The 25,889-nt window shown below is 64.1% G+C and carries 22 protein-coding genes; 8 read left to right on the forward strand and 14 right to left on the reverse strand.

What is annotated here, in order from left to right; translation table 11 throughout:
- Positions 1-62: 62 nt before the first annotated feature.
- From lon to MTR66_RS04060, 5 genes are all read left to right on the forward strand, one after another.
- Entirely contained in the window at positions 63-2,471 is a 2,409-nt protein-coding gene (gene lon, locus MTR66_RS04040; RefSeq protein WP_243918140.1) for an endopeptidase La, read from the forward strand.
- 187 nt (positions 2,472-2,658) lie between these two features.
- A complete protein-coding gene (locus tag MTR66_RS04045; RefSeq protein WP_243918142.1) occupies positions 2,659-3,684 on the forward strand; it encodes an aspartate-semialdehyde dehydrogenase in 1,026 nt (341 codons plus the stop codon).
- Between the two features lie 20 nt (positions 3,685-3,704).
- Complete coding sequence (locus MTR66_RS04050) at positions 3,705-4,445, forward strand: DUF4336 domain-containing protein (RefSeq protein WP_243918144.1); 741 nt, start codon at positions 3,705-3,707, stop codon at positions 4,443-4,445.
- A gap of 72 nt (positions 4,446-4,517) precedes the next feature.
- Positions 4,518-4,883: a carboxymuconolactone decarboxylase family protein gene (locus tag MTR66_RS04055; RefSeq protein ID WP_243918146.1), complete on the forward strand. Its 366-nt coding sequence runs from the start codon at positions 4,518-4,520 to the stop codon at positions 4,881-4,883.
- Between the two features lie 166 nt (positions 4,884-5,049).
- Positions 5,050-5,805: an alpha/beta fold hydrolase gene (locus MTR66_RS04060; RefSeq protein ID WP_243918148.1), complete on the forward strand. Its 756-nt coding sequence runs from the start codon at positions 5,050-5,052 to the stop codon at positions 5,803-5,805.
- Between the two features lie 2 nt (positions 5,806-5,807).
- On the opposite strand, the gene MTR66_RS04065 is transcribed toward MTR66_RS04060, so the two are convergent.
- From MTR66_RS04065 to ftrA, 6 genes are all read right to left on the reverse strand, one after another.
- Entirely contained in the window at positions 5,808-6,959 is a 1,152-nt protein-coding gene (locus MTR66_RS04065) for a L,D-transpeptidase family protein (RefSeq protein ID WP_243918151.1), read from the reverse strand.
- A gap of 170 nt (positions 6,960-7,129) precedes the next feature.
- Positions 7,130-8,557 carry an AMP nucleosidase gene (locus tag MTR66_RS04070; protein ID WP_243918153.1) on the reverse strand — a complete coding sequence of 476 codons (1,428 nt, stop codon included), beginning with the start codon at positions 8,555-8,557 and terminating at the stop codon, positions 7,130-7,132.
- Between the two features lie 131 nt (positions 8,558-8,688).
- Positions 8,689-9,297 (reverse strand): 50S ribosomal protein L9, encoded by a 609-nt coding sequence (gene rplI, locus MTR66_RS04075; protein ID WP_243918155.1) that lies wholly within the window; start codon positions 9,295-9,297, stop codon positions 8,689-8,691.
- A 13-nt stretch (positions 9,298-9,310) separates the two neighbouring features.
- Entirely contained in the window at positions 9,311-9,535 is a 225-nt protein-coding gene (rpsR, locus tag MTR66_RS04080) for a 30S ribosomal protein S18 (RefSeq protein WP_243918157.1), read from the reverse strand.
- Positions 9,536-9,538: 3 nt separating this feature from the next.
- The gene (rpsF, locus tag MTR66_RS04085) at positions 9,539-9,901 is read right to left on the reverse strand and encodes a 30S ribosomal protein S6 (protein WP_243918159.1); all 363 of its coding nucleotides are present in this window, start codon (positions 9,899-9,901) and stop codon (positions 9,539-9,541) included.
- Between the two features lie 438 nt (positions 9,902-10,339).
- Positions 10,340-11,320: a transcriptional regulator FtrA gene (gene ftrA / locus MTR66_RS04090; protein ID WP_243918161.1), complete on the reverse strand. Its 981-nt coding sequence runs from the start codon at positions 11,318-11,320 to the stop codon at positions 10,340-10,342.
- A gap of 131 nt (positions 11,321-11,451) precedes the next feature.
- Here ftrA and MTR66_RS04095 point away from each other — a divergent pair, with 131 nt between their 5' ends.
- Positions 11,452-12,072, forward strand: a complete 621-nt coding sequence (locus MTR66_RS04095; RefSeq protein WP_243918163.1) for a glutathione S-transferase family protein — start codon at positions 11,452-11,454, stop codon at positions 12,070-12,072.
- Between the two features lie 18 nt (positions 12,073-12,090).
- On the opposite strand, the gene MTR66_RS04100 is transcribed toward MTR66_RS04095, so the two are convergent.
- The 5 genes from MTR66_RS04100 to MTR66_RS04120 form a co-directional block, all read right to left on the reverse strand.
- Positions 12,091-14,883: a tetratricopeptide repeat protein gene (locus MTR66_RS04100; RefSeq protein WP_243918165.1), complete on the reverse strand. Its 2,793-nt coding sequence runs from the start codon at positions 14,881-14,883 to the stop codon at positions 12,091-12,093.
- Between the two features lie 113 nt (positions 14,884-14,996).
- Positions 14,997-15,665, reverse strand: a complete 669-nt coding sequence (locus MTR66_RS04105; protein WP_243918167.1) for an energy transducer TonB family protein — start codon at positions 15,663-15,665, stop codon at positions 14,997-14,999.
- 71 nt (positions 15,666-15,736) lie between these two features.
- Positions 15,737-17,875 (reverse strand): TonB-dependent receptor, encoded by a 2,139-nt coding sequence (locus MTR66_RS04110; RefSeq protein WP_243918170.1) that lies wholly within the window; start codon positions 17,873-17,875, stop codon positions 15,737-15,739.
- Positions 17,876-17,997: 122 nt separating this feature from the next.
- The gene (locus MTR66_RS04115; protein WP_243918172.1) at positions 17,998-18,402 is read right to left on the reverse strand and encodes a DUF2946 family protein; all 405 of its coding nucleotides are present in this window, start codon (positions 18,400-18,402) and stop codon (positions 17,998-18,000) included.
- 88 nt (positions 18,403-18,490) lie between these two features.
- Positions 18,491-19,726, reverse strand: a complete 1,236-nt coding sequence (locus tag MTR66_RS04120; RefSeq protein WP_243918173.1) for a polyhydroxyalkanoate depolymerase — start codon at positions 19,724-19,726, stop codon at positions 18,491-18,493.
- Positions 19,727-19,854: 128 nt separating this feature from the next.
- Here MTR66_RS04120 and MTR66_RS04125 point away from each other — a divergent pair, with 128 nt between their 5' ends.
- Entirely contained in the window at positions 19,855-20,523 is a 669-nt protein-coding gene (locus MTR66_RS04125) for a glutathione S-transferase (RefSeq protein ID WP_243918174.1), read from the forward strand.
- Between the two features lie 96 nt (positions 20,524-20,619).
- On the opposite strand, the gene MTR66_RS04130 is transcribed toward MTR66_RS04125, so the two are convergent.
- Positions 20,620-21,444, reverse strand: coding sequence for a flagellin N-terminal helical domain-containing protein (locus MTR66_RS04130; RefSeq protein WP_243918175.1), 825 nt, complete (start codon positions 21,442-21,444; stop codon positions 20,620-20,622).
- A 254-nt stretch (positions 21,445-21,698) separates the two neighbouring features.
- On the opposite strand from MTR66_RS04130, the gene MTR66_RS04135 reads away from it, so the two are divergent.
- Positions 21,699-22,643 carry a DUF808 domain-containing protein gene (locus tag MTR66_RS04135; RefSeq protein ID WP_243918176.1) on the forward strand — a complete coding sequence of 315 codons (945 nt, stop codon included), beginning with the start codon at positions 21,699-21,701 and terminating at the stop codon, positions 22,641-22,643.
- Between the two features lie 57 nt (positions 22,644-22,700).
- Here the strand turns inward: MTR66_RS04135 and MTR66_RS04140 are convergent, their stop codons facing one another.
- Together MTR66_RS04140 and MTR66_RS04145 are read right to left on the reverse strand one after the other, a co-directional pair.
- Positions 22,701-24,236: a globin-coupled sensor protein gene (locus tag MTR66_RS04140; RefSeq protein WP_243918177.1), complete on the reverse strand. Its 1,536-nt coding sequence runs from the start codon at positions 24,234-24,236 to the stop codon at positions 22,701-22,703.
- Positions 24,237-24,433: 197 nt separating this feature from the next.
- A complete protein-coding gene (locus tag MTR66_RS04145; RefSeq protein WP_243918179.1) occupies positions 24,434-25,849 on the reverse strand; it encodes a UDP-N-acetylmuramate--L-alanine ligase in 1,416 nt (471 codons plus the stop codon).
- Positions 25,850-25,889: the final 40 nt, after the last annotated feature.

The raw sequence follows: 25,889 nt of genomic DNA on the forward strand, positions 1-25,889 counted from the left end.
CGGTGTCACCATATTTCGATCAACCGCCGATCCATCCCTTGGGGTTGGACGCGTCTTGGAATATGGAAATATCTGTGAACCTGTTACCGCTTCTTCCGCTTCGCGACATTGTCGTCTTCCCCGGCATGGTCGTGCCCCTGTTCGTCGGCCGTGAAAAGTCGGTGGCCGCGCTTGAGGCGGCCATGGCGGGCGACAAGGACATCTTCCTGCTCGCCCAGCTCGATCCCGGCTGCGACGATCCCGATCGCGACGATCTTTATGATACCGGTGTGATCGCCAGCGTCCTGCAACTGCTCAAGCTGCCGGACGGCACCGTGCGCGTGCTGGTCGAAGGGCAGGATCGCGCCCGTTTGGAAATGCTGCGCGCGGAGCAGACCGAAGACGGCGAGATGCTGCTGGCCGAAGTCGAAACCATTGAGCCGCTTGAGGCCGAGGGCACCGAAGTTTCGGCGATGATGCGTTCGGTGGTCGAGCAGTTCGGCGAATATGCCAAGCTCAACAAGAAGCTGAGTCAGGACGCCGGCGATCAGCTCGGCGATATCGAGGAACCGGCTAAACTGGCCGATACCGTGGCCGCGCAGCTTTCGGCCAAGGTGTCCGACAAGCAGGCCGTGCTGTCCGAGGCCGATCCGCTCAAGCGCCTGGAAATGGTCTATTCCTTCATGGAAGGCGAGCTCGGCGTCCTGCAGGTCGAGCGCAAGATCCGTGGCCGCGTGAAGCGGCAGATGGAAAAGACCCAGCGCGAATATTACCTCAACGAACAGCTCAAGGCGATCCAGAACGAGCTGGGCGGCGGCGATGGCGACGAAGTCAACGAGCTGCAGGAGCTGCAGGACAAGATCGAGAATACCAAGCTTTCGAAGGAAGCCCGCGAAAAGGCCAATTCGGAGCTGAAGAAGCTCAAGTCCATGCAGCCGATGAGCGCCGAGGCGACGGTCATCCGCAATTACCTCGATGTGCTGCTCGGCCTGCCCTGGGGCAAGAAGAGCAAGCTCAAGCGCGACATCTCGACGGCGCAGGACGTGCTCGATGCCGATCACTACGCGCTCGACAAGGTCAAGGACCGGATCATCGAGTATCTGGCCGTGCAGGCGCGCACCAACAAGCTGAAGGGGCCGATCCTGTGCCTCGTCGGCCCGCCAGGCGTCGGCAAGACCTCGCTGGGTAAGTCGATCGCCAAGGCGACGGGCCGCGAGTTCATCCGGCAGTCGCTGGGCGGCGTGCGCGACGAGGCCGAGATTCGCGGCCACCGCCGCACGTATATCGGCTCGCTGCCGGGCAAGATCGTCACCAACCTCAAGAAGGCCGGCAAGTCCAACCCGCTGTTCTTGCTCGACGAGATCGACAAGCTGGGACAGGACTTCCGTGGCGATCCGGCCTCCGCGCTGCTCGAAGTGCTCGATCCCGAACAGAACGCGAAGTTCCAGGACCACTATCTGGAACTGGATATCGATCTGTCGGACGTGATGTTCGTGTGCACTGCGAACAGCCTCAACCTGCCGCAGCCGCTGCTCGACCGCATGGAGATCATCCGGCTCGAAGGCTACACCGAGGACGAAAAGGTCGAGATCGCGCAGCGCCATCTGATCGAAAAGCAGGTCGAGGCGCACGGGTTGAAGAAGGGCGAGTTTACGCTCACCGAAGACGGCCTGCGCGACCTCATCCGCTATTACACGCGTGAGGCGGGCGTGCGCACGCTGGAGCGCGAAGTCGCCCGGCTGGCGCGCAAGTCGCTGCGTCAGATTCTGGAAGGCAAGGCCACCGAAGTGGTCATCACGCCGGACAACCTTTCTGAGTTCGCGGGCGTGCGCAAGTTCCGCCACGGCGTGGGCGAGGAAGAGCATCAGGTGGGGGCTGTCACCGGCCTTGCCTGGACCGAAGTGGGCGGCGAGCTGCTGACCATCGAAAGCGTCACGGTTCCCGGCAAGGGCGCGATCAAGGCGACCGGCAAGCTGGGCGACGTGATGAACGAATCGATCCAGACCGCCTGGAGCTTCGTCCGCGCGCGTTCGCCTGCCTATGGCATCAAGCCGAGCGTGTTCAACAAGAAGGACATCCACATCCACCTGCCCGAAGGCGCGGTGCCCAAGGATGGCCCTTCGGCCGGTATCGGCATGGTCACGTCGATCGTTTCCACGCTGACCGGGGTTCCGGTGCGCAAGGACGTGGCGATGACCGGCGAAGTCACGCTGCGCGGCCGGGTGCTGCCGATCGGCGGGCTCAAGGAAAAGCTGCTGGCAGCCATGCGCGGCGGCATTACCACCGTCCTCATCCCCGAGGAGAACCGCAAGGATCTCGCGGAAATTCCCGATAATGTGAAGGAAGGGCTTGAGATCGTTCCGGTTTCGCACGTCGACGAAGTACTCTCGCGGGCGCTGACCGAGCAGCTGGAAGCGATCGAGTGGACGGAGGCCGACGAACTGGCGGCAGCCCCCGCACATAGCTCGCCGCCTTCCGCGACGGCGCACTGATTGGCCGGGCCGGGCGCCTTTTTTCCGGTCGGAACAGGGCGTCCGGTTCGCAATTTTCAGTCCTGCCGCGCGGGCTGACTGAAATTCTCATGCTCCCAGCGCTTGTAACGCGCGGGCAGGGGCGCTAACGCGCCGCCTTCGTGCGGGTACGATGCCTGCATGAGCCAAAGCTTAGAAGGATCTTGTAATGGGTTACCGGGTAGCCGTTGTCGGTGCGACCGGAAATGTCGGCCGCGAAATGCTCAACATCCTCGCCGAGCGCGAGTTTCCGTGCGACGAGATCGCCGCGGTCGCTTCGCCGCGCTCGACAGGCATGGAGATTGAGTTCGGCGAGACCGGTAAAATGCTCAAGGTCAAGAACATCGAGCATTTCGATTTCACCGGCTGGGACATTGCCCTGTTCGCCGCCGGATCGGGCCCGACCAAGATCTATGCGCCCAAGGCCGCCGCGCAGGGCTGCGTGGTGATCGACAATTCGTCGCTCTACCGCATGGAGCCTGACGTGCCGCTGATCGTGCCCGAAGTGAACCCGGATGCGATCGATGGCTACACCCAGCGCAACATCATCGCCAACCCCAACTGCTCGACCGCGCAGATGGTCGTTGCGCTCAAGCCGCTGCACGACAAGGCGAAGATCAAGCGCGTCGTCGTCTCCACCTACCAGTCGGTTTCCGGCGCGGGCAAGGCGGGCATGGACGAGCTGTTCGAACAGAGCCGCGCGATCTTCGTGGGCGATCAGGCCGAGCCGCACAAGTTTACCAAGCAGATCGCCTTCAACGTGATCCCGCATATCGACGTCTTCCTCGATGACGGTTCCACCAAGGAAGAGTGGAAGATGGTCGTCGAGACCAAGAAGATCATGGACCCGAAGGTAAAGGTACAGGCCACATGCGTGCGCGTGCCGGTCTTCGTGGGCCACGCCGAATCGATCAGCCTCGAATTCGAGGATGAGATTTCGGCCGAGGAAGCTCAGAACATCCTGCGCGAGGCGCCGGGCGTGATGCTCGTCGACAAGCGTGAGGACGGCGGATACGTCACCCCGGTGGAATGCGTGGGCGATGGCGCGACTTACGTCAGCCGCGTGCGCGAAGACCCGACCGTGGAGAACGGGCTGGCGCTGTGGTGCGTCTCGGACAACCTGCGCAAGGGCGCGGCACTCAATGCTGTGCAAATTGCGGAACTTCTTGGCCGGCGCCATCTGAAAAAAGGCTGAGTTATGATAGGTTTCCTCGCATGACATCGAAGGAAACCTATTCGCCCCTGAATTGCCCCAAGCCTTTTGCCGAGGGCATCTGGATTTTTGACGGCCCGGTGATCCGCATGGATCTCGGGCCGTTCAAGGTTCCGTTCCCCACGCGCATGACAGTCGTGCGGCTGTCCGATGGCGCGCTGTGGGTGCATTCGCCGATCGCGCCGGACGAAGACCTCTTCGCGGCTGTCGATGCGCTGGGGCCGGTGCGGCACCTGGTCGCGCCCAATTCCATCCACTACTGGTACATGGCCGACTGGCTGGAGCGCTATCCCGATGCGCAGAGCTATGCCGTGCCCGATCTCGCCACCACCGCCAAACGCCCGTTCCGGATCGATCATCGGCTGGAGGACGGCGCGCGTTTTGGCTGGGAGAGCGATATCGACTGGCTGCTGGTCCCGGGCACCCGGGTGAGCGAGGCGGTGTTCCACATCCCCGCCGCGCAGACGGTGATCCTCGTCGACCTGATCGAGAATTTCGAGGCGGCGAAGCTCTCCAATCCCTTCATGCGCTTCATGCTGAAGCTGGTGGGCGGGCTCGATCCCAACGGCATGGCGCCGCTCGATCTGCGCATGACGTTCCGGCCCAAACGCGAGCAGGTGCGTGCACAGTTGCAGCACGTGGTGGACTGGCAGCCGGAAAAGGTGATCATGGCCCACGGCCGGGTCTACGACCGGTCGGGAACCGACGAACTGCGCCGCGCTTTCCGGTGGGCCATCGGATAGGCCCTATTTGATTTTGCGCATGGCGGTGGCGGTTCACGGTGGCGAAGATGCAATCGGAAAAGGAGCCCCATCATGGCGAAAAGCAATTTCAAGGACTGGCCGAACATGGCCAAGACGCTCAATCCGGCCGTCGGCGAACTCAAGCGCAGCGCGCCCGGGCCGATGCAGGCGTTCTCCGAGATGGGCAAGGCGGCGCTGGAGCCCGGCGCGCTCGACACCAAGACCAAGGAACTGATCGCGCTGGCCATCTCCGTGGCGGTGCGCTGCGATCCTTGCGTGACGTACCATTCCTCCGCTGCGCAGCGCGCCGGGGCCACGCGCGACGAAGTGGCAGAGGCGATGGGCATTGCCGTCTACATGGGGGCAGGGCCTTCGGCGATGTACGCCGCGCAGGCGCTTGAAGCTTTCGATCAGTGGGATGAAAAGGCGAAGGGCTGACTTCGGGCCGTGTCGGCACGCCGGTATTTTTCCGTTCGACCGGGCATTCCGGCTGTGACCCCTTGCATGAACGCGGGCTCGATACCAAGGATCTGCCACGCCACTACAGCGCGGCGACGCAAAGCGTTGTGCGGCAATGGAAAGCGGCAGGTCTGGAGGTTCCCGAGTGAGCGAAGTGCGCAAGGATTATATCGAAGGTTTCGGCGGTACGCGGCTGGCGGTCCATACGATGGGGACAGGGCGGCCCCTGCTGCTGCTGCACGGGTTGTTTTCCAGTGCGCAGGTCAACTGGATCAAGTACGGCAATGCGCAGATCCTGGCCGGGGCAGGCTTCGAAGTGATCATGCCGGATTTGCGCGCCCATGGCGAAAGCGAGGCGCCGCACGATCCCGCGCTCTATCCCGAAGACGTGCTGGTCGAGGACCTGAAGCGGCTGGTGGCCGAACTGGGGCTTGCCGACTACGATCTGGGCGGTTTCTCGCTCGGCTCGCGCACGTCGGTGCGCGGGGTTCTGGCCGGGCTTGCCCCGCGCAAGCTGGTGCTGGGCGGCATGGGGCTGTCGGGGCTGGCGGGCTGGGCACGGCGCTCGGCGCATTTCGTGGATGCTATCGACCGTTTCGGGACGATCGAACGCGGCGACAAGGCCTTCGTGGCGCAGGCCTTCATGAAGACGATGAAGGTGGACCGCATTGCGGCGCGGCTGTTGCTCGGTTCCGTCGACGATACGCCGCCGGAGGCCATTGCCGGTGTGCCTATGCCCACCTTGTGCGTCTGCGGCGCTGACGATCAGGACAACGGCTCCGCTCCGGATCTAGCGGAGGCCTTGCCTGACGGGCACTATGCTGAAGTGCCGGGCAACCACATGTCGTCAGTCACGTTCAAGGAAATGGGCCGCGCGATGGCGGAGTTCCTGCTGGCCTGAGATCAGGCGGAACACTCGGTATCGAAGGCCTTGGCGAGGGCTGGCACCCGCTTGTCGCGCCCGTAGATGTCCGGCTGGACCACGAACGTGCCGTCGCCCAGCAGGCCCGCTGTGAAGTAGGTGATATAGACCGGCAGCGGTGAGGGCAGCTTCACTGTCGTGTTTTTCCGGCTCTCTACGACGGCGTCCACCTCTTCGCGTGTGCGGGCGCCGTCGAGCAGGGTGGTCGCGAAATTCAGCGCGTTGCCCACGCGGATGCAGCCGTGGCTGAAGGCTCTGACATCACGCTCGAACAGGCTCTTGCCCGGGGTGTCGTGCATGTAGACGCTGAAGGGGTTGGGCATGACCAGCTTCATCTGCCCCAGCGCGTTGTTCGGTCCCGGTTTCTGGCGGTAGCCGCTCGCGGTTTTCACATAGCCGAGGCGGGCGGGAAAGCGGCCGTGCTTCTCCCGCACGATGCTGGCCGGGATGTTCCACCAGGGATTGAGGATCACGCCGGTGATCTGCGCCGAAAAGACCGGGCTGGGCGTCGAGCGCTTGCCGACGATGACGCGCCACGTTCCGGTCTGCTGGCCGTTTCGCCACAGACGCGCCTCGAACGTGGCGGTGTTGACGAGGACATAGGAGCGGCCCAGCGATCGCGGCATCCAGCGCCAGCGTTCCATGTTGCGGGCAATCGTTGCGCGCCGTTCGGGATCGGTCTCGGTGGCAAGCGCTTTACGCAGGGCCGCGTAATCGGGGTGAGCAGGGCGCAGGGCTTCGAAGAAGCCGTCTATGTCGTCCGAGGCGAGGGCCGCTTCCAGGCGGGGCTGGAGGTCTATCGCGGTATCGGTATCCGTGATGTGCCAGCCCGCCCGCTGCGCCGTTGTGGCAACGCCCAGCAAGTGCATGCGGCCCAGCTTGAGCGCCAGAGCCGATGCGGCGGTATCGATCGCGGCGTGGTCCCCGCTGGCAATGGCCGTTTCCAGTTCCTGCGTACCGGGTGAGGGCAGGGCATCCTGCGGTGCGGCATGGACCCAGTGGAGCAGGCGGGCGATTTCGTCTGTGCTCCATGTCCCGGCGGGCAAAACCGGATCAGTGATCGCCTCGGGGCTGGCCGTGGCCGGGGGAGCCGGATTGTCGGCCGCCCCGCATGACATCAGGGCCAGAACCATCAGTGTAACGGGAAGAGCGCGCCCTCCCGGATACCTAGAAACGCTGTTTTCCATCGCCATAGGGCAGTGAAAGCATAATTCGGGAACGTAGGACAATGAAATTTGGCACATTTCGCCGTGCTGTTTTGTCCTGCGTTCCCAAAGAGTGGCTTCCAGCCCGTGTCCGTGGCTTACCGGAAAGGCGGCTCGTTGAACGCGCGTAGCTTGCGCGAGTGCAGGCGGTCGCCCTGTTCACGCAGAAGGTCGCAGGTGATCAGGCCGATTTTGAGGTGGCTGGCGATAGCCTCTTCGTAGAAACGGTTGGCCTGCCCCGGCAGCTTGAGTTCGCCGTGCAGCGGCTTGTCCGACACGCACAGCAAGGTGCCGTAGGGAACGCGGAAGCGGTAGCCCTGCGCGCTGATCGTGGCGCTTTCCATATCGATGCCGATGGCGCGGCTGAGACTGAAGCGTTTGGCCGAGGCGGTATAGCGCAGTTCCCAGTTGCGGTCGTCGGTGGTGACGATAGTGCCGGTGCGCATCCGCTTCTTGAGGTTTATGCCGCTGCCGCTCACTATCTCGGCGGCCTGTGCGAGGGCCTGCTGCACTTCGGCAATGGCGGGCAAGGGGATTTCGGGCGGCAGCACCGGGTCGAGCACGTGATCGTCGCGCAGATAGGCATGGGCGAGCACATAGTCGCCAATGCGCTGCGTCTCGCGCAGGCCGCCGCAGTGGCCGATCATCAGCCAGGCTTCCGGGCGCAGCACCGCGAGGTGATCGGTGATGGTCTTGGCGTTGGACGGGCCAACGCCGATGTTGACCAGCGTGATGCCCGAACCGTCTTCCTTGATCAGATGGTAGGCGGGCATCTGGTGGCGCCGCCATGCCGTGTCGGACAGACGCGCGCGGGCATTCTCGACCGGCGCGTCGAGATAGAGCCCGCCCGCGCCGGACAGGGCCACATAGCCGTCGGAGCCGACCTGCTTGCCCGCCCAGTCCACGAATTCATCGACATAGCGGTGATAGTTGGTGAACAGGACGAAGCGCTGGCAGTGCTCAGGGCTGGTGCCGGTATAGTGCGCAAGGCGGGCCAGGCTGAAATCGGTGCGCAGTCCGTCGAACAAGGCGAGCGGCAGCGGCTCGTCTTCCTCGAACACGTGCACGCCATCGGCGATCTCGTCGCCGATCATGGCGAGTTCGGTGCTGGGGAAGTGCTGCGCCAGATCCTGCGGCTTGACCGAGCCGATGGGCACACCGTCCAGCACGTAGGGGAAGGGGATTTCCTGCGCCGAGCGGCTGACTTCGAATTCCACCTCGTACTCGGCTTCGAGAAGGCCGAGCTGTTCGGCCAGATATCCGGCGAAGAGGCCGGGCCGGGTGACGGTGGTGCGGTAAGTGCCCGCCGTTTCCAGCCGCCCGAAAGCGCGCGAGGCGCGGGCGGCCTTTTCCTGCCCGCGATAGGTCACGCGCAGTTCGGGATAGGTCCAGAGCCGCTCGGTGCGGCGTTCGGGAGGGGGAAGGGTGCCGTTCTCGATGAAGGCGATCATGTCGGCCTTCAGGCAGGTAACGGCGGCGTCATATACGCGGACCAATTCCGCGAGGGTCTCTTTCATCGTTTGCATGGCCGTCTATCGCGCAAATCATTTTGCGGTGCAATAGGTGGGCTTTTTGCATGACGGTGTTGCAGAAAAAGGAAAGGCCTCCGCTCCATGGGGAGCGAAGGCCTTCAATTCCTGTGCGGTGAAGGAGAAGCTCAGGCTTCCGCTTCGCCTTCGGCCGGAGCCGCTTCTTCGGTTTCCTCGGCAGCGATCTCGCCGGGTTCGGCATTGGGATCGTAAGCCTCGGTGAAGCCCGAAGTGTCCTGTTCGAACATGGCGGCCATGACGTCCACGCCCTGCGCCTGCAGTTCGGCTTCGTCGGGCGAACGGGCGACGTTCACCTGGACGTTGACCGAAACTTCGGGGTGCAGGTTCACGCGCACGTCGAACACGCCGAGCGTCTTGATCGGGCGTTCGAGAACGATCATCTGCTTGACGACTTCGGCGCCCTGCTCGTTGAGGGCATCGACGATGTCACGCACCGAAACCGAACCGTAGAGCTGGCCCGAGTTCGACGAGGCGCGGATCAGGACGACCTGCTTGCCTTCGACATTGCCCGAGTGCGATTCGGCGGCCGAACGCTTTTCGGCGTTGTCGGCTTCGATCTTGGCGCGGTTGGCTTCGAAGACCTTCTTGTTGGCTTCGTTGGCGCGCAGCGCTTTCTTGTTCGGCAGCAGATAGTTGCGTGCGTAACCGTCCTTGACGGAAACGACGTCACCAATGGCACCGAGCTTTTCGACGCGTTCGAGGAGGATAAGGTCCATGGGAAAGTCCTCCTTACTTGACGATGAAGGGCAGCAGGCCGATGTGCCGGGCGCGCTTGATGGCCTGGCTCAGCTCACGCTGCTTCTTGGCGGAAACCGCGGTGATGCGGCTCGGGACGATCTTGCCGCGCTCGGACATGAAGCCCTGCAGCAGACGGATGTCCTTGTAATCGATCTTCGGCGCGTTCTTGCCCGAGAACGGGCAGGACTTGCGGCGGCGGAAGAATGCACGTGCCATGGATCAGTTCCCCTCGCGTTCGCGGCGGCGACGGTTGTCGCGGTCGTTCTTGCGCATCATCACCGACGGGCCGGCTTCGTGCTCGTCGACGCGGATGGTGACGTAACGGATCACGTCTTCGTTGATCTGGGTCTGACGTTCGAGTTCGGCGACAACGTCACCGGCGCACTCGATGTTCAGCATCACGAAGTGTGCCTTGCGGTTGCGCTTGATCTTGTAAGCGAGATTCTTGAGGCCCCAGGTCTCGGTCTTGTGGACCTTGCCCTCGTTGCTCTCGACGATCTCGGTGGCGGCGGCGGCCAGCGCATCGACCTGCGACTGGCTAAGGTCCTGGCGCGCCAGGAACACGTGCTCATAAAGAGCCACGGCAGCTTCCTTTCATTCATCTAACCGATCGCTGGCTTGTCCGCGGGATTGCGGGGCCCCTCCGGCTTTCTTCAGTTTCCCCGGACACCGGGGAAGGCGGCCCCTTAGCGCACCGGGCGGAAAATGCAAGCGGTTTGGACTCCAGCCGGTGCGCCCCCGCAAGGCGAAAGGTACGCAAGGTGACAGGTTGACACGCTTTACACGGTCCAGAGGGAAAACGTGTCACCTTATGCCCGAATGTGTCACCTTGTACGGCCAAAGTGTCACCTTCCGGGGGCAAAGTGTCACTTTGTGGGGTTAGGGTGTCACTTTGCAGGGCAAGTGTCACCTTGTGCGGATGAGCGGCGCAAGAACGGGCAAGAGGCGATCGCGGGAGCATGCGGGCACGATACCGGAGCCTGCGGCATGTAGGAAAACGGTTTCGCTTCACCCGGATCGCTACGACGCGATTCCTGCGTGAAACCGGATGCGGTAGGCCGCCGGTGGCAGCCCCACGGCGGCGCGAAAGTGCTGGCGGAAATTGGTGGCGGTGCCGAACCCGGCCATGGCGGCCACCGTCTCGATGGAAAGCCGGGTTTCTTCGAGCAGGTCGCGCGCATGGGCGAGGCGTTCGCTCTGGAGCCATTCGCCGGGCGGCAGGCCGGTCGCATCGCGGATGTGCCGCTGCACGCTGCGCACGCTGACGCGGGCCTCCTGCGCCATGCGCTCGACCGGCCAGGCTTCGCCGAGGCGCCCGCGGATCGTGTCCAGCAGGGCGGAAACCTGCCGTCCCGACGGCGGCACCAGCGGGCGCTGCACGAACTGGGATTGCCCGCCGTCCCGGTGCGGCGCGATCACCAGCCTGCGCGCCACGCTGTTGGCGGCGCGGGCGCCGAAATCCTTGCGCACGATATGAAGGCACAGATCCAGCCCCGCCGCGCTTCCGGCGGAGGTGAGGATGTCGCCGTCATCGGCATAGAGCGTGTGCGGATCGACTTCGATATCGGGGTGCTCTTGGGCGAGCCGGTCCAGATGCATCCAGTGCGTCGTGACTCGCCTGCCCGTCAGAAGCCCGGCCTGCGCGAGGACGAAGGTGCCGCCGCATATCGAAACGATGCGCACGCCGCGCGCATGGGCCCGGCGCAGGGCTTCCAGCAAGGGGACAGAGGCCTTGACGCCGGGGCCGCACCACCCCGGCAGGACGAGCGTGTGCGCTTCCAGCATGAGATCCAGCCCGCCGTCCGGGTGAACCGTGATCCCGCCGCGCCCGCGAACCGGGCCCGGTTCCGCGGCGACAGTGGCGAAGCGGTACCAGTCCGGCCCCATGTCATCGCGGCGAAGGCCGAAGACTTCGTAGGCACATCCGAACTCGAATGTGGTCAGCCCGTCATAGACGAGGACGGCAACGAGGGGTCCTGTGGTCGAGCTGCGTTTTGGCATGATCCTTACGATAATGGCTAAATAGGCCACTGGCTAGGCCGAAGGATGCGCGCCAAAGGGTTGGTTCCTCACTCTTTCCGGCGTCCGTGCTGTGGTTGCAGGACGGACGGCCAATGAACCTGGAAACGCCCATGAAACTGATTGGAATGCTGGATTCGCCTTATGTCCGCCGCGTTGCGGTGTCGCTGACGATGCAGGGCATCCCCTTTGCGCATCAGCGGCTTTCGGTACTGTCCGAGTTCGATGCTTTCGCAGCCGTCAATCCGGTGGTGAAGGCACCGACGCTGATAACCGGCGACGGGGTCATGCTGATGGATTCCACGCTGATCCTGGAATATGCGGCACGGCTGGCCGGTCCGGAACACAGCCTTGTTCCTAACGATCTGCCGAGCCTCGCCCGGGCGCAGCGGATCACCGGCCTTGCGCTCGCCGCTTGCGAAAAGACGGTTCAGATCGTCTACGAACGCAACTTGCGCCCGCCGGAAAAGCAGCATGAGCCCTGGCTGGACAGGGTTCATGGCCAGCTTGCCGCCGCCTACCGGCTGCTGGAGGAGGAGATCCGGGAGGCTGCCGGTCCCTGGCTGTTCGGGAACCGGCCCCTGCAGGCGGATATCACCAGCGCCGTGGCGTTCCGGTTTACCCGCGATATCCTGTCCGGCACGCTCGATGCGAAAACCTGTCCCGCGCTTGCCGCGCTGTGGGAGCGGGCAGAGGGGCTGGAGGCCTTCAAGGCGTTTCCCTATCCGTCGTGACGGGCCGGGGCGGCAGCCTTACGGCTTGATGCCCGCACGGTCATAGAGCGCATGGACATCGGGATCGATCCTGAGCGCAGTGGCCAGATCCTTCTGGCCTTCGGGCTTGCGCCCGAGCCGGGCCAGGACGATCCCGCGCATGTACAGGCTCGACGCCTGGCCCGGGGCATCGCGCAGCGCGGCATCGAGATCGCGCAGGGCATCGTCGAACCGGCCCAGCCGGAAGAACACCACCGCGCGGCTGTCGAGCGGCCCTGCCGGGCTGGCGGACAGTTCGATGGCGCTGGTGCACTCGCGAACGGCGGATTCCACCTCGATCCCGCGCAGCGCCTTGATCCAGCAGCCGATGCCCAGCAGGCTTGCACTCTGCGGGCGGCGGTCCTTGAGATCGCCAAGCAGAGTCAGCGCCTCACCGGCATCGGCATAGACGCCCAGCGTCTGGACCTTTTCCATTTCCCAGTTGCGGCTGTCGTCTCCGCCCAGCGCGATCTTCTCGTCAAGCATTGCGCGGGCCTCGTCCGCCTTGCCCTGGCGGGCCAGCAATTCGGCGGTCATCTGCGTGGCGCCGTTCATCGACGGATCGAGCTGCATGGCCTCGCGGGCATCGGCCAGGGCGGCAGGAATGTCCCCCAGCGAACGATTGACCCTTGCCCGCTGCATATATGTCCATGCGTCGCTGGAATGGTCGATTGCCGTCGTGAAGTCCGCGAGGGCGCCCTTGAAATCGCCGATGCCCTGCCGCAGGCTGCCGCGGGCGATCCAGGGGGCCTGGTCCGGGTCTTTCTCCGCCATCTTCTTGTCCAGCACGGCTTCGATGCCGGTCATCTGGCTTGATTTCATCGCGGCCTTGTCCAGATTCCAGCGGCGCGTCGCATCCGCGGGGGCCACGACTTGCGCGATCTGTGCCTTGGCCTTGGCCAGGCGTGCGCGGTTTGCCGAAATCTCGTCCACAGGCACTTCGGCGCCTGTCCGGTCCTGCCGTTCGTCGTAAGTGAACAGGCCGCCGTTCAGGCTGGCATGGCTGACGAAGTGGGAGCCGGCCACTGTTACGTCAGTGTCGGGCGCGCCTTCGAGCGTGAAGCCCTTGCCCTTGTCCGGCAACTGAATCCGCACATGATAGGCGGCGCTGAAGGGGGCGGGCGTGGCCACCGGGATATTGCGCCATTCGGCGCGGGCACGGTCCGGCGAGAACGTGAAGTTAGCAAGCGGGCCGTTGAGGCGGCGCACTCTGACGCGGTCGCGCGGGCTCCAGTTCGTGGTCAGGATACCGCGGCCCTTGATCACGGCCATGGCATCTTCCGTAGACGTTTCTACCGAAACATCCGTGAACTGCCCGTCTCCCACGACCTTCCTGAGATAGGACTCGATGAACTCGTCCCGTTTCTCGGTATCGAGAGCGTTGATGCCAATGCCCAGTTTCAGTGCTTCGGCTCCGCGGATCGTGACGGTGGCAGTGGCGACGGACGGGAGATCGTAGCTGGTGCTTTCATCGTAATCGATCGAGACCTCGTAGGAGGGGCGGGCATCGGCATGCGTTTTCAGCATTTCCGGCTCGGCCCCGGCCATACGCAGCGGCAGGATATAGCCCAGATCCGGGGTGTTGTGGATGTCCTCGATCCGTGAGCCGATCCGCGTCCCGTCCAGCCACAGCGGCTGGCCGTCCACCGTCGCGCGCACCAGGACATGGTCGAAAGTGGCCGCACTGGGAATGTGGCGCTGCAGGTCATGAACGCCGCTGGCTTTGGCGAGGACGGCCTCGGCCTTGATCCCCAGACGGTCAAGCAAGGCGAGCAGCAGCAGCGTTTTGGCCTTGCAATCGCCGTAGCGCAGTTTCCAGGTCTCGGCCGGGGCTTGCGGCGTGTAATTGCCTGCGTTCATGTTGACCGCGAGATAGCGGACCTGATCCTGCACAAGCTGCAGGGCCGCCTGCGTGCGTTCGAGCGGATCCTGCGTGGCGGCCGCGATCTTGTCTGCCTCCGCCGCGAGCGGGCTGCCGTCCGCGATCTTGCCTTGCGGCTGATAGAGTGGGGCGAACACGCGCGAGACGTCTCCCCAATCCTGGAATGTGGACAGTTCGAGGACCGGCAGCGGCTTGAACCGCGCGGGCGCATCGTCCGGCATTTCCGGCTGCTTGGGCACGGGCAGGGGCAGTTCCAGCTCCATCATGCTGCCGTGCCGTTCGGGCTTGGCGGTAACGTCCTTGGCAAGGACCTGCCACTTCGCCTTTTCGGCAGCGGGCCAGATCGCCCTGACGCGCCCGGTTCCAAGGCGCAGCGGACTGGCGGGAAGGCCCGTGATGCTTTGCACACGCTGGCCCAGCACCTCGTCGCGCGATGTGACCGAATAGCGCAGGCGGAAGATGTCGCCCACACGCAGCCCCTCGATCGCGGCCGTGGCGCTGAGAATGCCGGTGAGCTGGCGCTGTTCCAGCAGTTCTTCCCGGCGCAGCACTTCCAGCTTCATGCCTTTGGCCAACAGATCGATCGTCTGCCCGTCGCGCAGGATCGAGGCTTCGTGGATGATGAGGTCGCCTTTGTCGGGAGACCATTGCGCGCCGATGGTGGAAAATTGCCCCAGCATTTCGGGGGAGGCGATCTTCACCGCGGTGTCCTGATACCGCCAGAGCTGACCATCCTGGATCCGTTGCTGCAGATCGAACACCAGCAACGGCGAGCTGTTATCCGGCTGCTCCGCTGGTATCTGCGCTTCTTCGACCCACTTGGGCTGGTCTTGATAGAGAATTGTCTCGCCAGCAAATGCAGGTCCTGGAACCAGAGCCAGGACGGCCAGCGATACCTTGTGCAACTTCACTCTGTCATACCCCCCAATCAATAGCGGGCCAGTGTTATCGGCTGGAGCGCGTGTTGCAATCCTGTAAGCGCGCTATTTCAATTCTTTCATCGTGTTGTGGGGCATGTCTTGTTCTACTTGTGAAATGCCACTGGCACTGTGAACGTCAGTGCAGCATCGTCCATTCCGGCGGGCGGTGCCGGGAATGGCGCGGCTTTGCGCACGGCCTGCAGAGCCATGCGGTCGAGCATGAACTGGCCGCTGGAGATGCTCACATCCGCCGAAACCAGCGCGCCGCTGCGCCCGATCCGGAAACGGACGGTGACAGTGCCCGCACCGCGCGCGCCGCGCGGGCGGGCGGCGAGGATGCGTTGCCACACCTGCTGGCGGTAGGCGGCGATCCGGCTGGAAGGGGGATCGTTCTGCCGGGGGGCGGACAGCAGCACGGGCGGTGGCGGAGAGGATGGCACCGGTTCTGCCTCGGGAGGCTGTGCGGTCTGCGGGGGAGTGCTGACGGGCGCCAAGCCGGGTGCTTCGGGCAGGACCGGGGCCGGTCTGGGCTCCGGCATGGGCGGAGCGGGTATGGCGGCTTGTCTGGCCTCGGGCTCCGACACTGGCGGCGGAGGGGCTGTCTTGCGTGGGGCGGGGGTGATGGAAATGGTTACCAGCGCGGACCGGGCGCCGGGGGCAGGGGCGTCCGGTCCGCGCATGGCGGCAACCACACCGGCGAGCAGCAGAAGGTTCAGCAACATGCTGCCCGCCAGTGCGGCGCCCCGCCGGGTGAGCGGAAGATCCGAACGCATGCCAATGCCCCGGCCGGGGGTGTAATGGCCGGAGCCCCTGTCTTTGGGGAAAGCAGGGGGCATGCGCATGATCAGAACTTCGTGCTCAGCCCGACGTTGATCGAACGGCCCCGGCCCGGGACGGGACGCAAAGTGCCGGTGTTCTTGAAATCGCCCAGCGAAACCCCGCCGAGCGGCAGGTCATAGCCCTTGTCGAACAGGTTCTGCGCCTCCAGGCTCAGACGCCATCCGGCCAGCCTGTAGGCGGCGTTGAGATTGACGAGAGCATAGGCTGCCGTTTCGGGCTCGTTGCGGCGCGGATCGACGCGGTCCTTGCGGTCCACCCATTCCACTTCGCCGCCCAGTTCCAGCGCGCCCGCGCGGTGGGTGAGGCCGAGCTTCGCATTGAGCGGCATCTGGTGATAGAGCGGCAGGTTCTGGCTGAGGTTCTCGCCATGGACCCATGCCAGCGAGGCCGAGACCATGGTGCCGTTCTCGCGCGTGCCGGCCAGCACGGCATCGCCCGAAACCTCCACGCCGTAGAATTCGGCATCGAGATTGGCGAACTGCAACTGCACGAACCCGGTGGGCATGCCCATCATGTCCGTGAAGGCCTGCAAATAGACCGCGTCGATGTAGTCGTTGACGTGGGTGTAATAGGGCGAGATCTTCAGCGAGACGCCTTCGGCCAGAGCCACGGAGAGCGTGGCGCTTACCGTATCGGCGCGTTCGGGCTTGAGCGCGAGGTTGCCGACATAGCCGTTGCCGTCACCGAACCAGCCGATCATCCGGCTCGCCATCGAGCCCCGGCCCCAGGTGTAGCGCTCGTAGATATTGGGCGAGCGCACCTTGTGGGCATAGCCGAGTTCGACTTTGAGCGTATCCACCGGCGCCCAGGTGACGATGGCCGAGTCGCTCCAGTTGTTGTCGTTGCGGCCGTGGCTCGCGGCGTTGAAGGCATTGGCGGCCATCACGTCGGCCATCTGCATCATCGAGGTGCCGTAGGGCTGCACGTCACCGGTGTTCATCTCGACCCGGTCGAAACGCGCGCCCACCACGCTGGAGAGCGTGTCCGACCACTGCGCCTGCCATTCGGCATAAGCGCCGATGCGGTTGCGGTGGCCCTTGTTGATGTTCACGAACGTGCCCGGGCCCATCATCATCGATCCCGCGACCGGCGGCCAATAATCGTTCAGCCACTGGTGATGGTATTCGAGGCCCAGCTTCACGGTGTCGCGCTTCGACAGCGGCAGTTCGAACTTCGCCGCGCTGGTAAAGGTGTGAACTTCGGTGTTCATCGGCATGTCGCCGGGGAGCTTGTCGGCGAGGAAGTTCATCTTGTGGTCGGTGTCGCGGTAGCTGGCCGAGAGGTCCACATTGCCCCAGTCGAACACGCCCCGGTAGCGGCCCTGCACGAACCAGCTCTTGTTGGAGGTCATGTCCATCCACTGGTTGGCGAAGCCTTCGTAAGGGCTGAAGTGATAGCCGCCCTTGATCTCCCACAGCCCCGCCGCGTTCTGCCAGGCGAGCGCGAGGGCATGGTCGGTCTTGGCATATTCGGTGGAGCGCACCGTGCCTCTCTTGCCGCCGCCCTTGTAGTTGTCCGCCTGGGTATAGGAGCCGGTGTAGGTGGCGCTGAGGTTCTCGCTGGCGGCAGTCAGCGTCACCGCGCCGCCGAAACCGTCTCCGTTCGAGCGGTAGAAGGCGGAAGCCTCGCCGGTCAGCAGCAGAGTGCCGTCAGTGGAAAAGCGCGGTTCGGGGCCGGAGACCCAGATCACGCCGCCGATGTTGTCGCCCCCCAGACTCACCGGCGCGACGCCGGGGATCACCGAAACCGAAGCGATGGTCTGCGGGATCGTGTAGGACAGCGGCGAATTCATGTCGTTGGGGCAGGCCGCATCGATGGGCTGGCCGTCCACCAGCACTTTGATGCGCTGTTCCGACAGGCCGCGAATGGCAGGCATCGAGGAGAAACCGCCGCCGCTGTTGACACTGACGCCGGGGATGGCGGTGAGGGCCTTGGCCGTGTCGCTGGAGGTGGGGCTGGCGTCCTTCAGATCCTGTGCCGAAAGGGCGGTTTCGGCCAGCGGCTGACCTGCGGTTACGCCGCCCGAGGTTTCGACATCGACAGTGGGAAGCGGCGTTTCGCTGTCCTGCGCGAAGACCGGCGTGGAAAGTAGAGTGGAAGTGGCGAGAAGAGCAGCGCGCAGGGCGCGGGTGTGGTGAAACATCGTCTATTCCTGAATCAGCATGGGAAAGCGGCATGGCCTCACGCCCGCGCGCGAAAGCGGGGCATGCGGCGATGCGCGTCATGTCAGCTCGTGCGCGTCCTTCGGAGCGCGTGCGGCCGGTTTCAGGAAAGCGCTGGTGGTCCTCGCAGCGGTGGGGTCAGGAAGCCGATGCGCGAAAGGCGCAGTGGCGAGACGGGCGCAAAGCCCAGCGCCAGAATGAAGGCCAGCGCCAGAACCAGCAGGCCATCGTCGGCCCCGGCCAGCAGATGCATCGACAGCGCGGTGAAAGGGCAGTCCTTCGCCGCCTTCGTATGCTCGTCCGCCGCATTGTGCGGCTTGCCGGGAATGGTCAGTTTGGAGAGCACCGAGCCGCCCTGGCCATCGCAGATCTCGATGGTGAACGACTTGGCGGCGCTGGACCCGATCATGTACCCGGCGGGCACGAACGCCTTCATCGCCAGCGCAAGCGCCAGGATCATGGCCGCGACACGGATATGCCGCTGCAGAAAGGCTCGAATCAGGTGCATCCGCTGGTCCCGTATCGTCCCTTGCCCGCGTTGTCATCGGTCTGAGTCAAGAAACCGGGATGGCGGTGGCGGGTATCAGTGCCCCGGATCAATGCACGGCGAGGACCATGTTGCGCACTTGCGGATAGACCTGCTTTTCCCACTTCGAGCCCGAGAACACGCCGTAGTGCCCGACGCCGGGCTGCAAGTGATGGCGTTTCAGATGCGGGCGCAGGCTGGTGCAGAGCAAGTGCGCCGCCGCCGTCTGCCCGACGGCGCAGATATCGTCGCGCTCGCCTTCTACCGTGAGCAGGGCGGTCTTGCGGATGGCGCCGCAGTCCACGGTGCGGCCGCGGTGCTGCAATTCGCCTTTGGCCAGCAGCGCGCGCTGAAACACCTTGTCTATCGTTTCGAGATAGAATTCCGCCGTCAGGTCCAGTACGGCGAGATATTCGTCGTAGAAACCGGCGATCTTGGCGGCTTCGGCCTGCTCCACATCGGCGATATGCTGGTAGAGCTTGCGGAACTGGCTGGTGTGGCGGCCCATGTTCATTGCCATGAACGCCATGAGCTGGATGAAACCGGGATAGACCTTGCGCCCCGCGCCCTTGTGGCGCCAGGGGACGGTGTGGATGAGGTTCGCCTCGAACCACTCGAAGCTCTGGCTGGTTGCCAGCTCGTTAACCACGGTGGGGGATTCGCGGGTGTCGATCGGGCCGCCCATCAGCGTCATCGAACGGGGCTGGAGCGGATCGTTATCCTGCGCCATCACGGCAACAGCCGTGAGTACCGGCACGCAGGGCTGGCACACGGCCAGTACATGTGCGCCCCGGCCCGTTTCGGCATCGCCGAGTTCCTGCAGGAAGCGGATCACGTAGTCGGTATAGTCCTCGAACCCGAAAGGCCCGGCCGAAACCGGCACGTCGCGGGCATTCTTCCAGTCGGTGAGATAGACGTCGTGATCGCGCAGCAGCGTTTCCACGGTATTGCGCAGCAAGGTGGAGAAGTGCCCCGAAAGCGGTGCGACGACGAGAATTTTCGGCTGCGGCGCGGTGACTTCGGGCTTGGCGAAGTGAAGCAGGTTGCCGAAAGGCAGGTCCAGCGCGATCTCTTCGTGCACTTTGACCAGCGTGTTGCCGGTGAGGATTTCGCCGATGTCGTAAGGCGGGCGGTGGTGCGTGATCGCGGCCTTGTGGAATACTTCGGCCAGCGCGAACAGGCGGCGGGCGAAAGGCATGTCCTCGGCCCCGCCCAGGAACCGGTCGCGGAAACCCGTCGCGGCCCGTGCTGCGAGGCGTGCGGGCGCCATCATGTCGCAATAGGCCTGATATGCCTGATAGAGCATGTGCAACATTTCCCCGGCTGGCCTTATATGCCGGGAATCGCGCCCCAGCATGCAATCGGCTCTGGATTTATGCTGCACTGCGGCATAGGCTGATGCAAGCAAAACCAACCTGCCAAGGGTAAATGCCGATGACCGATGAGGCCACGATCGGGGCCATGCTCACGATTTCCAGCAAGACCTACTCGGCCTGGTCGCTGCGCGGCTGGCTGCTGTGCAGGCTGGCGGGGCTCGACGTTACCGAACGGCAGGTTCCCAACGATGCGGCGAACCGGGCGGAACTATTGCTGTTGTCCCCTTCCGTGCTGGTGCCGCGTCTGACCTATCAGGGGGCGAGCGTGTGGGATACGCTGGCGATTGCCGAATTTCTCAACGAGCAGTTCCCCGAGGCGCAGATGCTGCCGGCCGATCCGATCGCGCGGGCGCATTGCCGCTCAATTTCGGGCGAGATCCATTCGGGCTTCACCAACTTGCGCTCGGCGCTGCCGATGAACCTGAAAGTGAAGCATGAAGCCTTTCCGGTCTTTTCCGGCGCCCGGCCGGATATCGAGCGGATCGAGACGATCTGGACCGATTGTCTGGAGCGCTACGGCGGGCCGTTCCTGTTCGGGGCCAAGCCCACGGTGGCCGATGCGATGTATGCCCCGGTGACGACGCGTTTCGTGACGTATGCGGTGCCGCTTTCCCCGCCGTGCGAGGCCTATTGCCAAACGATCGCGGACTGGGCGCCGATGCAGGAATGGACAGCGGCGGCGAAGGCGGAGCCGGAGGAGATCGAGGAACTCGACGTCGAGTTCTGAGGGGCGGCCATTTTTACAGGCCCCAGACGCCAGTCGACCCGGCGGGCATGTGTTGCCCACCGGGTCTTTCGGGACCTGGTTTGGTCTCGCTGGGGATTACTTGAGCAGGCTCAGGACATTCTGCTGGCTCTGGTTGGCCTGCGAGAGCATCGCGGTGGAAGCCTGCGAAAGGATCTGCGCCTTGGCCATCGCGGTGGTTTCCAGCGAGTAGTCGGCGTCTTCGATCCGCGAACGGGCGTCCGAAAGGTTCGTCACGTTGCTGGTCAGGTTGGTGATCGCCGATTCGAGGCGGTTCTGGCCTGCACCCAGCGAAGCGCGGGTTGCGTTCACATCGTCGAGGGCGGCATCGACATTGTCGAGCGTGGTCGACGCAGCACCGCTCGTCGAAACGTCCAGCGCCGTGGTGGACAGGTTCGTGCCGTCGATTGCGGTCGAGGTGAGAGCCACGGTCTCGCCGGAGTTGGCGCCGGTCTGGATGTTGAAGCTGACGTCCGAACCCGAAGTGGTCGAGAACAGCGTGTTGCCGTTGAAAGTGGTCTGCGCCAGAACGTCGTCGATCTGAGCGGTCAGTGCGGAGACTTCCGACTGCATCGCGTCACGGTCGGTGTTCTGATAGGTGCCCGAGGAGGACTGCACGGCCAGTTCGCGAACACGCTGCAGCATGTTGGTGACTTCCGAGAGCGCGCCGTCGGCGGTCTGGGCCAGCGAGATACCGTCGTTGGCGTTGCGGATGCCCTGGTTCATGCCCTTGATGAGCGAGGTCATCGAGGTGGCGATCGCGAGGCCGGCGGCATCATCCTTGGAGCTGTTGATGCGCTTGCCGGTGGAAAGGCGTTCCATCGAGGTGCCAAGCATCTTGTTGGCTGAAATCGAAGCATTCGAAGCGCGGATGGCGCTGATATTCGTGTTGATAACAGACATGATTAATTCCCCAGTTTTCAGTCGCTTGTGAGCGCCGTTTCGGGGCACCCGTTGGACATGAAGGAGAACGGCGGGGGTGGCGGGGGTTTTAAGGGATTGACGGCGATTAACCGCATTTCGCAGCATTACAGTCATCCATCAGGCCGCCGAAATGCGTGATATTTCCATGGCTTCCAGCACTTTGGCTTGATCGCGGAAAAATTCGCCCGCATGTCACTTTTTATCAATTTTCATGAACGGGGAATCAGCGTTCCATGCCTTCCGGTCTTGTTGCCCTGCTCGATGATGTCTCGGTAATCGCCCGCGCGGCTTCCGCATCGCTTGACGATGTCGGGGCAGGGGTGGCCAAAGCGGGCAGCAAAGCCGCCGGTGTCGTGATCGACGATGCCGCGGTCACGCCGGGCTATGTCACAGGCTTCACCCCGGACCGTGAATTGCCGATCATCTGGAAGATCACCAAAGGCAGCTTGCGTAACAAGCTGCTGATCCTGCTGCCGCTGGCGCTGTTGCTGAGCGCCTTGCTGCCTTCCGCGATCATCCCGATCCTGATGCTGGGCGGGTGCTATCTCTCGTTCGAGGGGGCGGAGAAAGTGATCGAGAAGCTTGGCGGCCAAAAGCATGGCGAAACGCTGGAGGATCCGATCGAGGATGCCGTCAGCTTCGAGAATGCGCGCGTTTCCGGCGCCATTCGCACCGACCTGATCCTGTCCGCCGAAATCATGGCGATCGCTCTGTCACAAGTCGAAGACACCACGCTGCTGACGCGGGCGGTGGCGCTGGCCGCGGTGGGCGTGCTGATTACGGCGGGTGTCTATGGCGCAGTGGCGCTGATCGTGAAGATGGACGATGTGGGACTGCATCTGGCGCAAAAGACCGGCGCCGCGGCGCAGGCCACCGGACGGTTCCTGCTGCGGGCGATGCCGGTGGTGTTGCAGCTCCTGGGCAGCGTCGGGACGCTCGCCATGCTCTGGGTAGGCGGCGGGATCATCCTGCACGGGCTGGAGGAACTGGGGCTTCCGCAGCCTGCGCATGTCGCCCATGGCATCGAACATGCGCTGGCGGGGATCGGCGGACCGCTGGGCGGGGCGCTGGGCTGGCTGGGCTACGCCACGGTTTCGGCGCTGGCCGGGCTGGCGCTCGGGACGGTGATTGCCGTCCTGGCGCATATGGCGGGGGCATTGCGCGGCAAGCCGCACTGAGAAGAGGTGCCCTGCCAAAACGGGCTCTGAGCCTGCTCAGAGCCCGGGAGAGTTCTTTCAGAATTCGGACCAGTCGTCCTGTGCTACTTTGACGGCGGCTGCACCGCCGCCCGCCACGGCGCGCAGCGGTGCGGCGGCCGGACGCGGCGCTGCCGCCGGTCTGGGGGCGAAGGCTGCAGTCTGAGCCTGATTGCCGCCAAGCTTGAACATTTTCACCAGGCTGGCGAGTTCCTCTGCCTGCGATGCCAGATTGCGGGCTGCCGCAGTGGCTTCCTCGACCATGGCGGCGTTCTGCTGGGTCATGCGGTCCATATCACCAACGGCGGAGTTGACCTGCCCGAGCTGCCCGGCCTGATGATGCGCCTGTTCGGAGATCTGGGACGCCAGGCTCGTAATCCCAGTGACCTTTTCGACGATACGATGGAAGACTTCGCCGGTGCGGCCCACAAGAGTCACACCGCGCTCCACCTGCTGTTCGGAATCGTTGATCAGATTCTTGATGCTCTGCGCAGCCTCGGCGGAGCGCTGCGCCAGCGCGCGCACTTCGGTGGCCACGACGGCGAAGCCTTTGCCGGCATCGCCTGCACGCGCGGCTTCGACCCCGGCGTTCAGCGCCAGCAGATTGGTCTGGAAGGCAATCCCGTCGATCACGTTGACGAAGGCGCCGATTTCCTGTGCTGACTTCTGAATGCCGTCCATCGCCTCGACCGCATCTTCAACGACCTTGCCGCCTTCGCGGGCTTCGTTTTCGGCCTGTCCAACCGACTGGTTGACTTCGCTTGCGCCTTGCGCGGCGGATTGCACGCCCGACGTCAGCTGGTTCAGCGCGGCGGCGGATTCCTCCAGCGCCGCAGCCTGGCTTTCGGTTCGCCGGGACAAATCGTCGCTGGCGGAACGGATTTCCGAGGAGCCGACGCGGATCTGATCGGAGGCGGCCTGCACGCTGCCCAGGGCTTTGGTGATCGCTTCGCACATCGTGGCGAAATCGCTCTCGATCTGCGCGAACTCCTCAGGCAGGTCTTCGACGCGCACGGTCAGATCGCCTTGGGCGACGCGTTCGAGCGCGGTCGAGAGGTTCTCCAGAACCCTTTCCCGGTTTTCGTCCTTGGCCTTGAGGTAGGATGACGTCGCGAGTTCCATATCGAGCAGCGCCATCTTGATCAGAGTGCCGATCTTGCGCGCCTTTGCCCGGCCGAACATGCCGCCGATCGATTGGCTCAGATCCGCTTCGATCAATTCGGCAAGAATCGTCGCGTAGCCGCCGATGTAGAAGCTGGGATCGAGGCCGATCTTGGCGTGGATCTGGCCGATGCGTTCGGCGCGCTCCAGGTAGTTGCTGTCCACCGTGCCGGAAAACAGATCGCTCCAGTGCTTTAACTGGCGGGAGCGGGCGCTGTCCATCAACTGCTGTGAGGGGAAGAACTTCCGCCGTGCCGGATCGGCTTTCACCGCCGTGTAGAACTTGTCGAGTATTTTCGGCGCCAGCCGTTCAATCGAACGCCCGATGCTGGAAAAGCGTGCGAAATCGACCGAGTCCAGCGAAAAGGAGCGGAGCTTGGAGGAGATGTCGGGCTGGGAGGACGAGTTGGACATGCAGGTTCCTATGGATTTGCCGAACCTTGCCGCTAGCGGCCTCATCCCCTATTTCGCGTATGTAAATGGCTAAGTACTATCCCCGTGACCTGTTGGACGGGCAGCCTCTTTCTCGTTGAAAACATGACGGCTCATGCCATCAGGCTATGCCATATACATCCATTTTGGACCGTTTTCTGGCTTCGTGCAGGCCGCTTTTAGCGCTCCAGCCGTGTGAGAATCCCGGCGGCAAAGGCGCTCAGGGTATCGTCGCGCGCGCCCATGATGACGATACGGTCCCCCGGCCGGGCCATGGCCGCGATCCGCTCGCCGCAGTCCGCGCGCGAGGGGATATATTCTGCTGAACCTCCGGCCTCGCCGATCAGGCGCACGATCCGTTCGCTGCCTTCGCTGCGGTCCACGGTGCCGCCGAAATAGACCGGATCGCATAGCACAGTCACGTCGTCCGGCCCCAGTTTGCGGGCGAAGACTTGCGCCAGCTCCGCGCCCATCTGGCGCAAGGGGCCGTAGCCGTGCGGCTGAAAGAAGGCGATCACCCGGCCGGGGTGCGCCTTGAGCGTCGCCAGCGTGGCCGAGACCTTGTCCGGATTGTGGCCGAAATCGTCGATCACGGTGATGCCGCTGGCGCTGGTGCCGACGATATCGAAACGGCGGGCAAGGCCGGAGAAGCTGCCCAGCGCGGCGACGGCTTCGGCCACGGGCACGCCTGCGGCATGGGCTGCCGCGATGGCCGCCAGCGCATTGTAGAGGTTGTGCCGCCCCGGCACTTTGAGGTGGAGCGGATAGACGCTGCCGTCGCGCCGATCTAGCACGGTGGCGGTCAGCGCAGTGGCCTGCTCCACGATATCGATGGCGCCGATCTGCGCGTCCGGCGCGGTGATGCCGAAGGTCAGCACGGTCTTGGCGCGCGGGGCCAGCGCGGCGGTTTCCGCATCGTCTAGATTGATCGCCGCCACATCGGCGCGGGCGATGAAGTCGCCGAAGAGCTGGCGCAGTTCCTCCAGGCTCTTGTGATCGAGGCTGACATTGCCGAGCACCGCCACCTTGGGCCGGTAGAGCGCGATCGAGCCGTCGCTTTCGTCGACTTCGGAGACAAAGATATCGCCTTGCCCCACACGCGCGCTGGCGAAGGGCGCATCGGGGGTGACGAAGTTCTTCATCACCGCGCCGTTCATGATCGTGGGATCGCGGCCCGCCTTAGTCATGATCCACCCGGTCATGCCGGTAACGGTGGACTTGCCCGAGGTGCCGCCGATGGCGATGCCGGAAGGCGCGGCGTTGAACAGCGTGGCCAGCAGCTCGGCCCGGCTCATCCGCGCGCAGCCTAGTTCTTTCGCGCGCACGACCTCGGGCACTGTGTCTTCCACCGCTGCCGATGCGACAAGCGTCTGGTCCGCCGAAACGATGCCGCTGCCGTCCTGCGCGAACAGATCGAAGCCCAGACTTTCGAGCCAGGCGAACTTTTCGGGCGTGCGGCCCTGATCGCGGCTGCGGTCCGACCCGGCGACTGCAGCGCCTTGCCCTTTCAGGATCAGCGCAAGGGGCAGCATACCGGAGCCGCCAATGCCGCAAAAGAACCAGGGATGGGAAGTGAGGGCGCGCGCGTCTGTCATGCCCGCATCGGTATGCGGCCTTGGCCGCCAAGACAACTGC

Source organism: Novosphingobium beihaiense (assembly GCF_022832375.1).
GTDB classification, from domain to species: domain Bacteria; phylum Pseudomonadota; class Alphaproteobacteria; order Sphingomonadales; family Sphingomonadaceae; genus Novosphingobium; species Novosphingobium beihaiensis.

Excerpts from the sequence above, each read along its gene's own strand:
- lon (WP_243918140.1), top strand. The coding sequence starts at position 63 with ATGGAAATATCTGTGAACCTGTTACCGCTTCTTCCGCTTCGCGACATT.
- MTR66_RS04045 (WP_243918142.1), top strand. The coding sequence starts at position 2,659 with ATGGGTTACCGGGTAGCCGTTGTCGGTGCGACCGGAAATGTCGGCCGC.
- MTR66_RS04050 (WP_243918144.1), top strand. The coding sequence starts at position 3,705 with ATGACATCGAAGGAAACCTATTCGCCCCTGAATTGCCCCAAGCCTTTT.
- MTR66_RS04055 (WP_243918146.1), top strand. The coding sequence starts at position 4,518 with ATGGCGAAAAGCAATTTCAAGGACTGGCCGAACATGGCCAAGACGCTC.
- MTR66_RS04065 (WP_243918151.1), bottom strand. The coding sequence starts at position 6,959 with ATGGTTCTGGCCCTGATGTCATGCGGGGCGGCCGACAATCCGGCTCCC.
- MTR66_RS04070 (WP_243918153.1), bottom strand. The coding sequence starts at position 8,557 with ATGCAAACGATGAAAGAGACCCTCGCGGAATTGGTCCGCGTATATGAC.
- rplI (WP_243918155.1), bottom strand. The coding sequence starts at position 9,297 with ATGGACCTTATCCTCCTCGAACGCGTCGAAAAGCTCGGTGCCATTGGT.
- rpsR (WP_243918157.1), bottom strand. The coding sequence starts at position 9,535 with ATGGCACGTGCATTCTTCCGCCGCCGCAAGTCCTGCCCGTTCTCGGGC.
- ftrA (WP_243918161.1), bottom strand. The coding sequence starts at position 11,320 with ATGCCAAAACGCAGCTCGACCACAGGACCCCTCGTTGCCGTCCTCGTC.
- MTR66_RS04095 (WP_243918163.1), top strand. The coding sequence starts at position 11,452 with ATGAAACTGATTGGAATGCTGGATTCGCCTTATGTCCGCCGCGTTGCG.
- MTR66_RS04105 (WP_243918167.1), bottom strand. The coding sequence starts at position 15,665 with ATGCGTTCGGATCTTCCGCTCACCCGGCGGGGCGCCGCACTGGCGGGC.
- MTR66_RS04110 (WP_243918170.1), bottom strand. The coding sequence starts at position 17,875 with ATGTTTCACCACACCCGCGCCCTGCGCGCTGCTCTTCTCGCCACTTCC.
- MTR66_RS04115 (WP_243918172.1), bottom strand. The coding sequence starts at position 18,402 with ATGCACCTGATTCGAGCCTTTCTGCAGCGGCATATCCGTGTCGCGGCC.
- MTR66_RS04120 (WP_243918173.1), bottom strand. The coding sequence starts at position 19,726 with ATGCTCTATCAGGCATATCAGGCCTATTGCGACATGATGGCGCCCGCA.
- MTR66_RS04125 (WP_243918174.1), top strand. The coding sequence starts at position 19,855 with ATGACCGATGAGGCCACGATCGGGGCCATGCTCACGATTTCCAGCAAG.
- MTR66_RS04130 (WP_243918175.1), bottom strand. The coding sequence starts at position 21,444 with ATGTCTGTTATCAACACGAATATCAGCGCCATCCGCGCTTCGAATGCT.
- MTR66_RS04135 (WP_243918176.1), top strand. The coding sequence starts at position 21,699 with ATGCCTTCCGGTCTTGTTGCCCTGCTCGATGATGTCTCGGTAATCGCC.
- MTR66_RS04140 (WP_243918177.1), bottom strand. The coding sequence starts at position 24,236 with ATGTCCAACTCGTCCTCCCAGCCCGACATCTCCTCCAAGCTCCGCTCC.
- MTR66_RS04145 (WP_243918179.1), bottom strand. The coding sequence starts at position 25,849 with ATGACAGACGCGCGCGCCCTCACTTCCCATCCCTGGTTCTTTTGCGGC.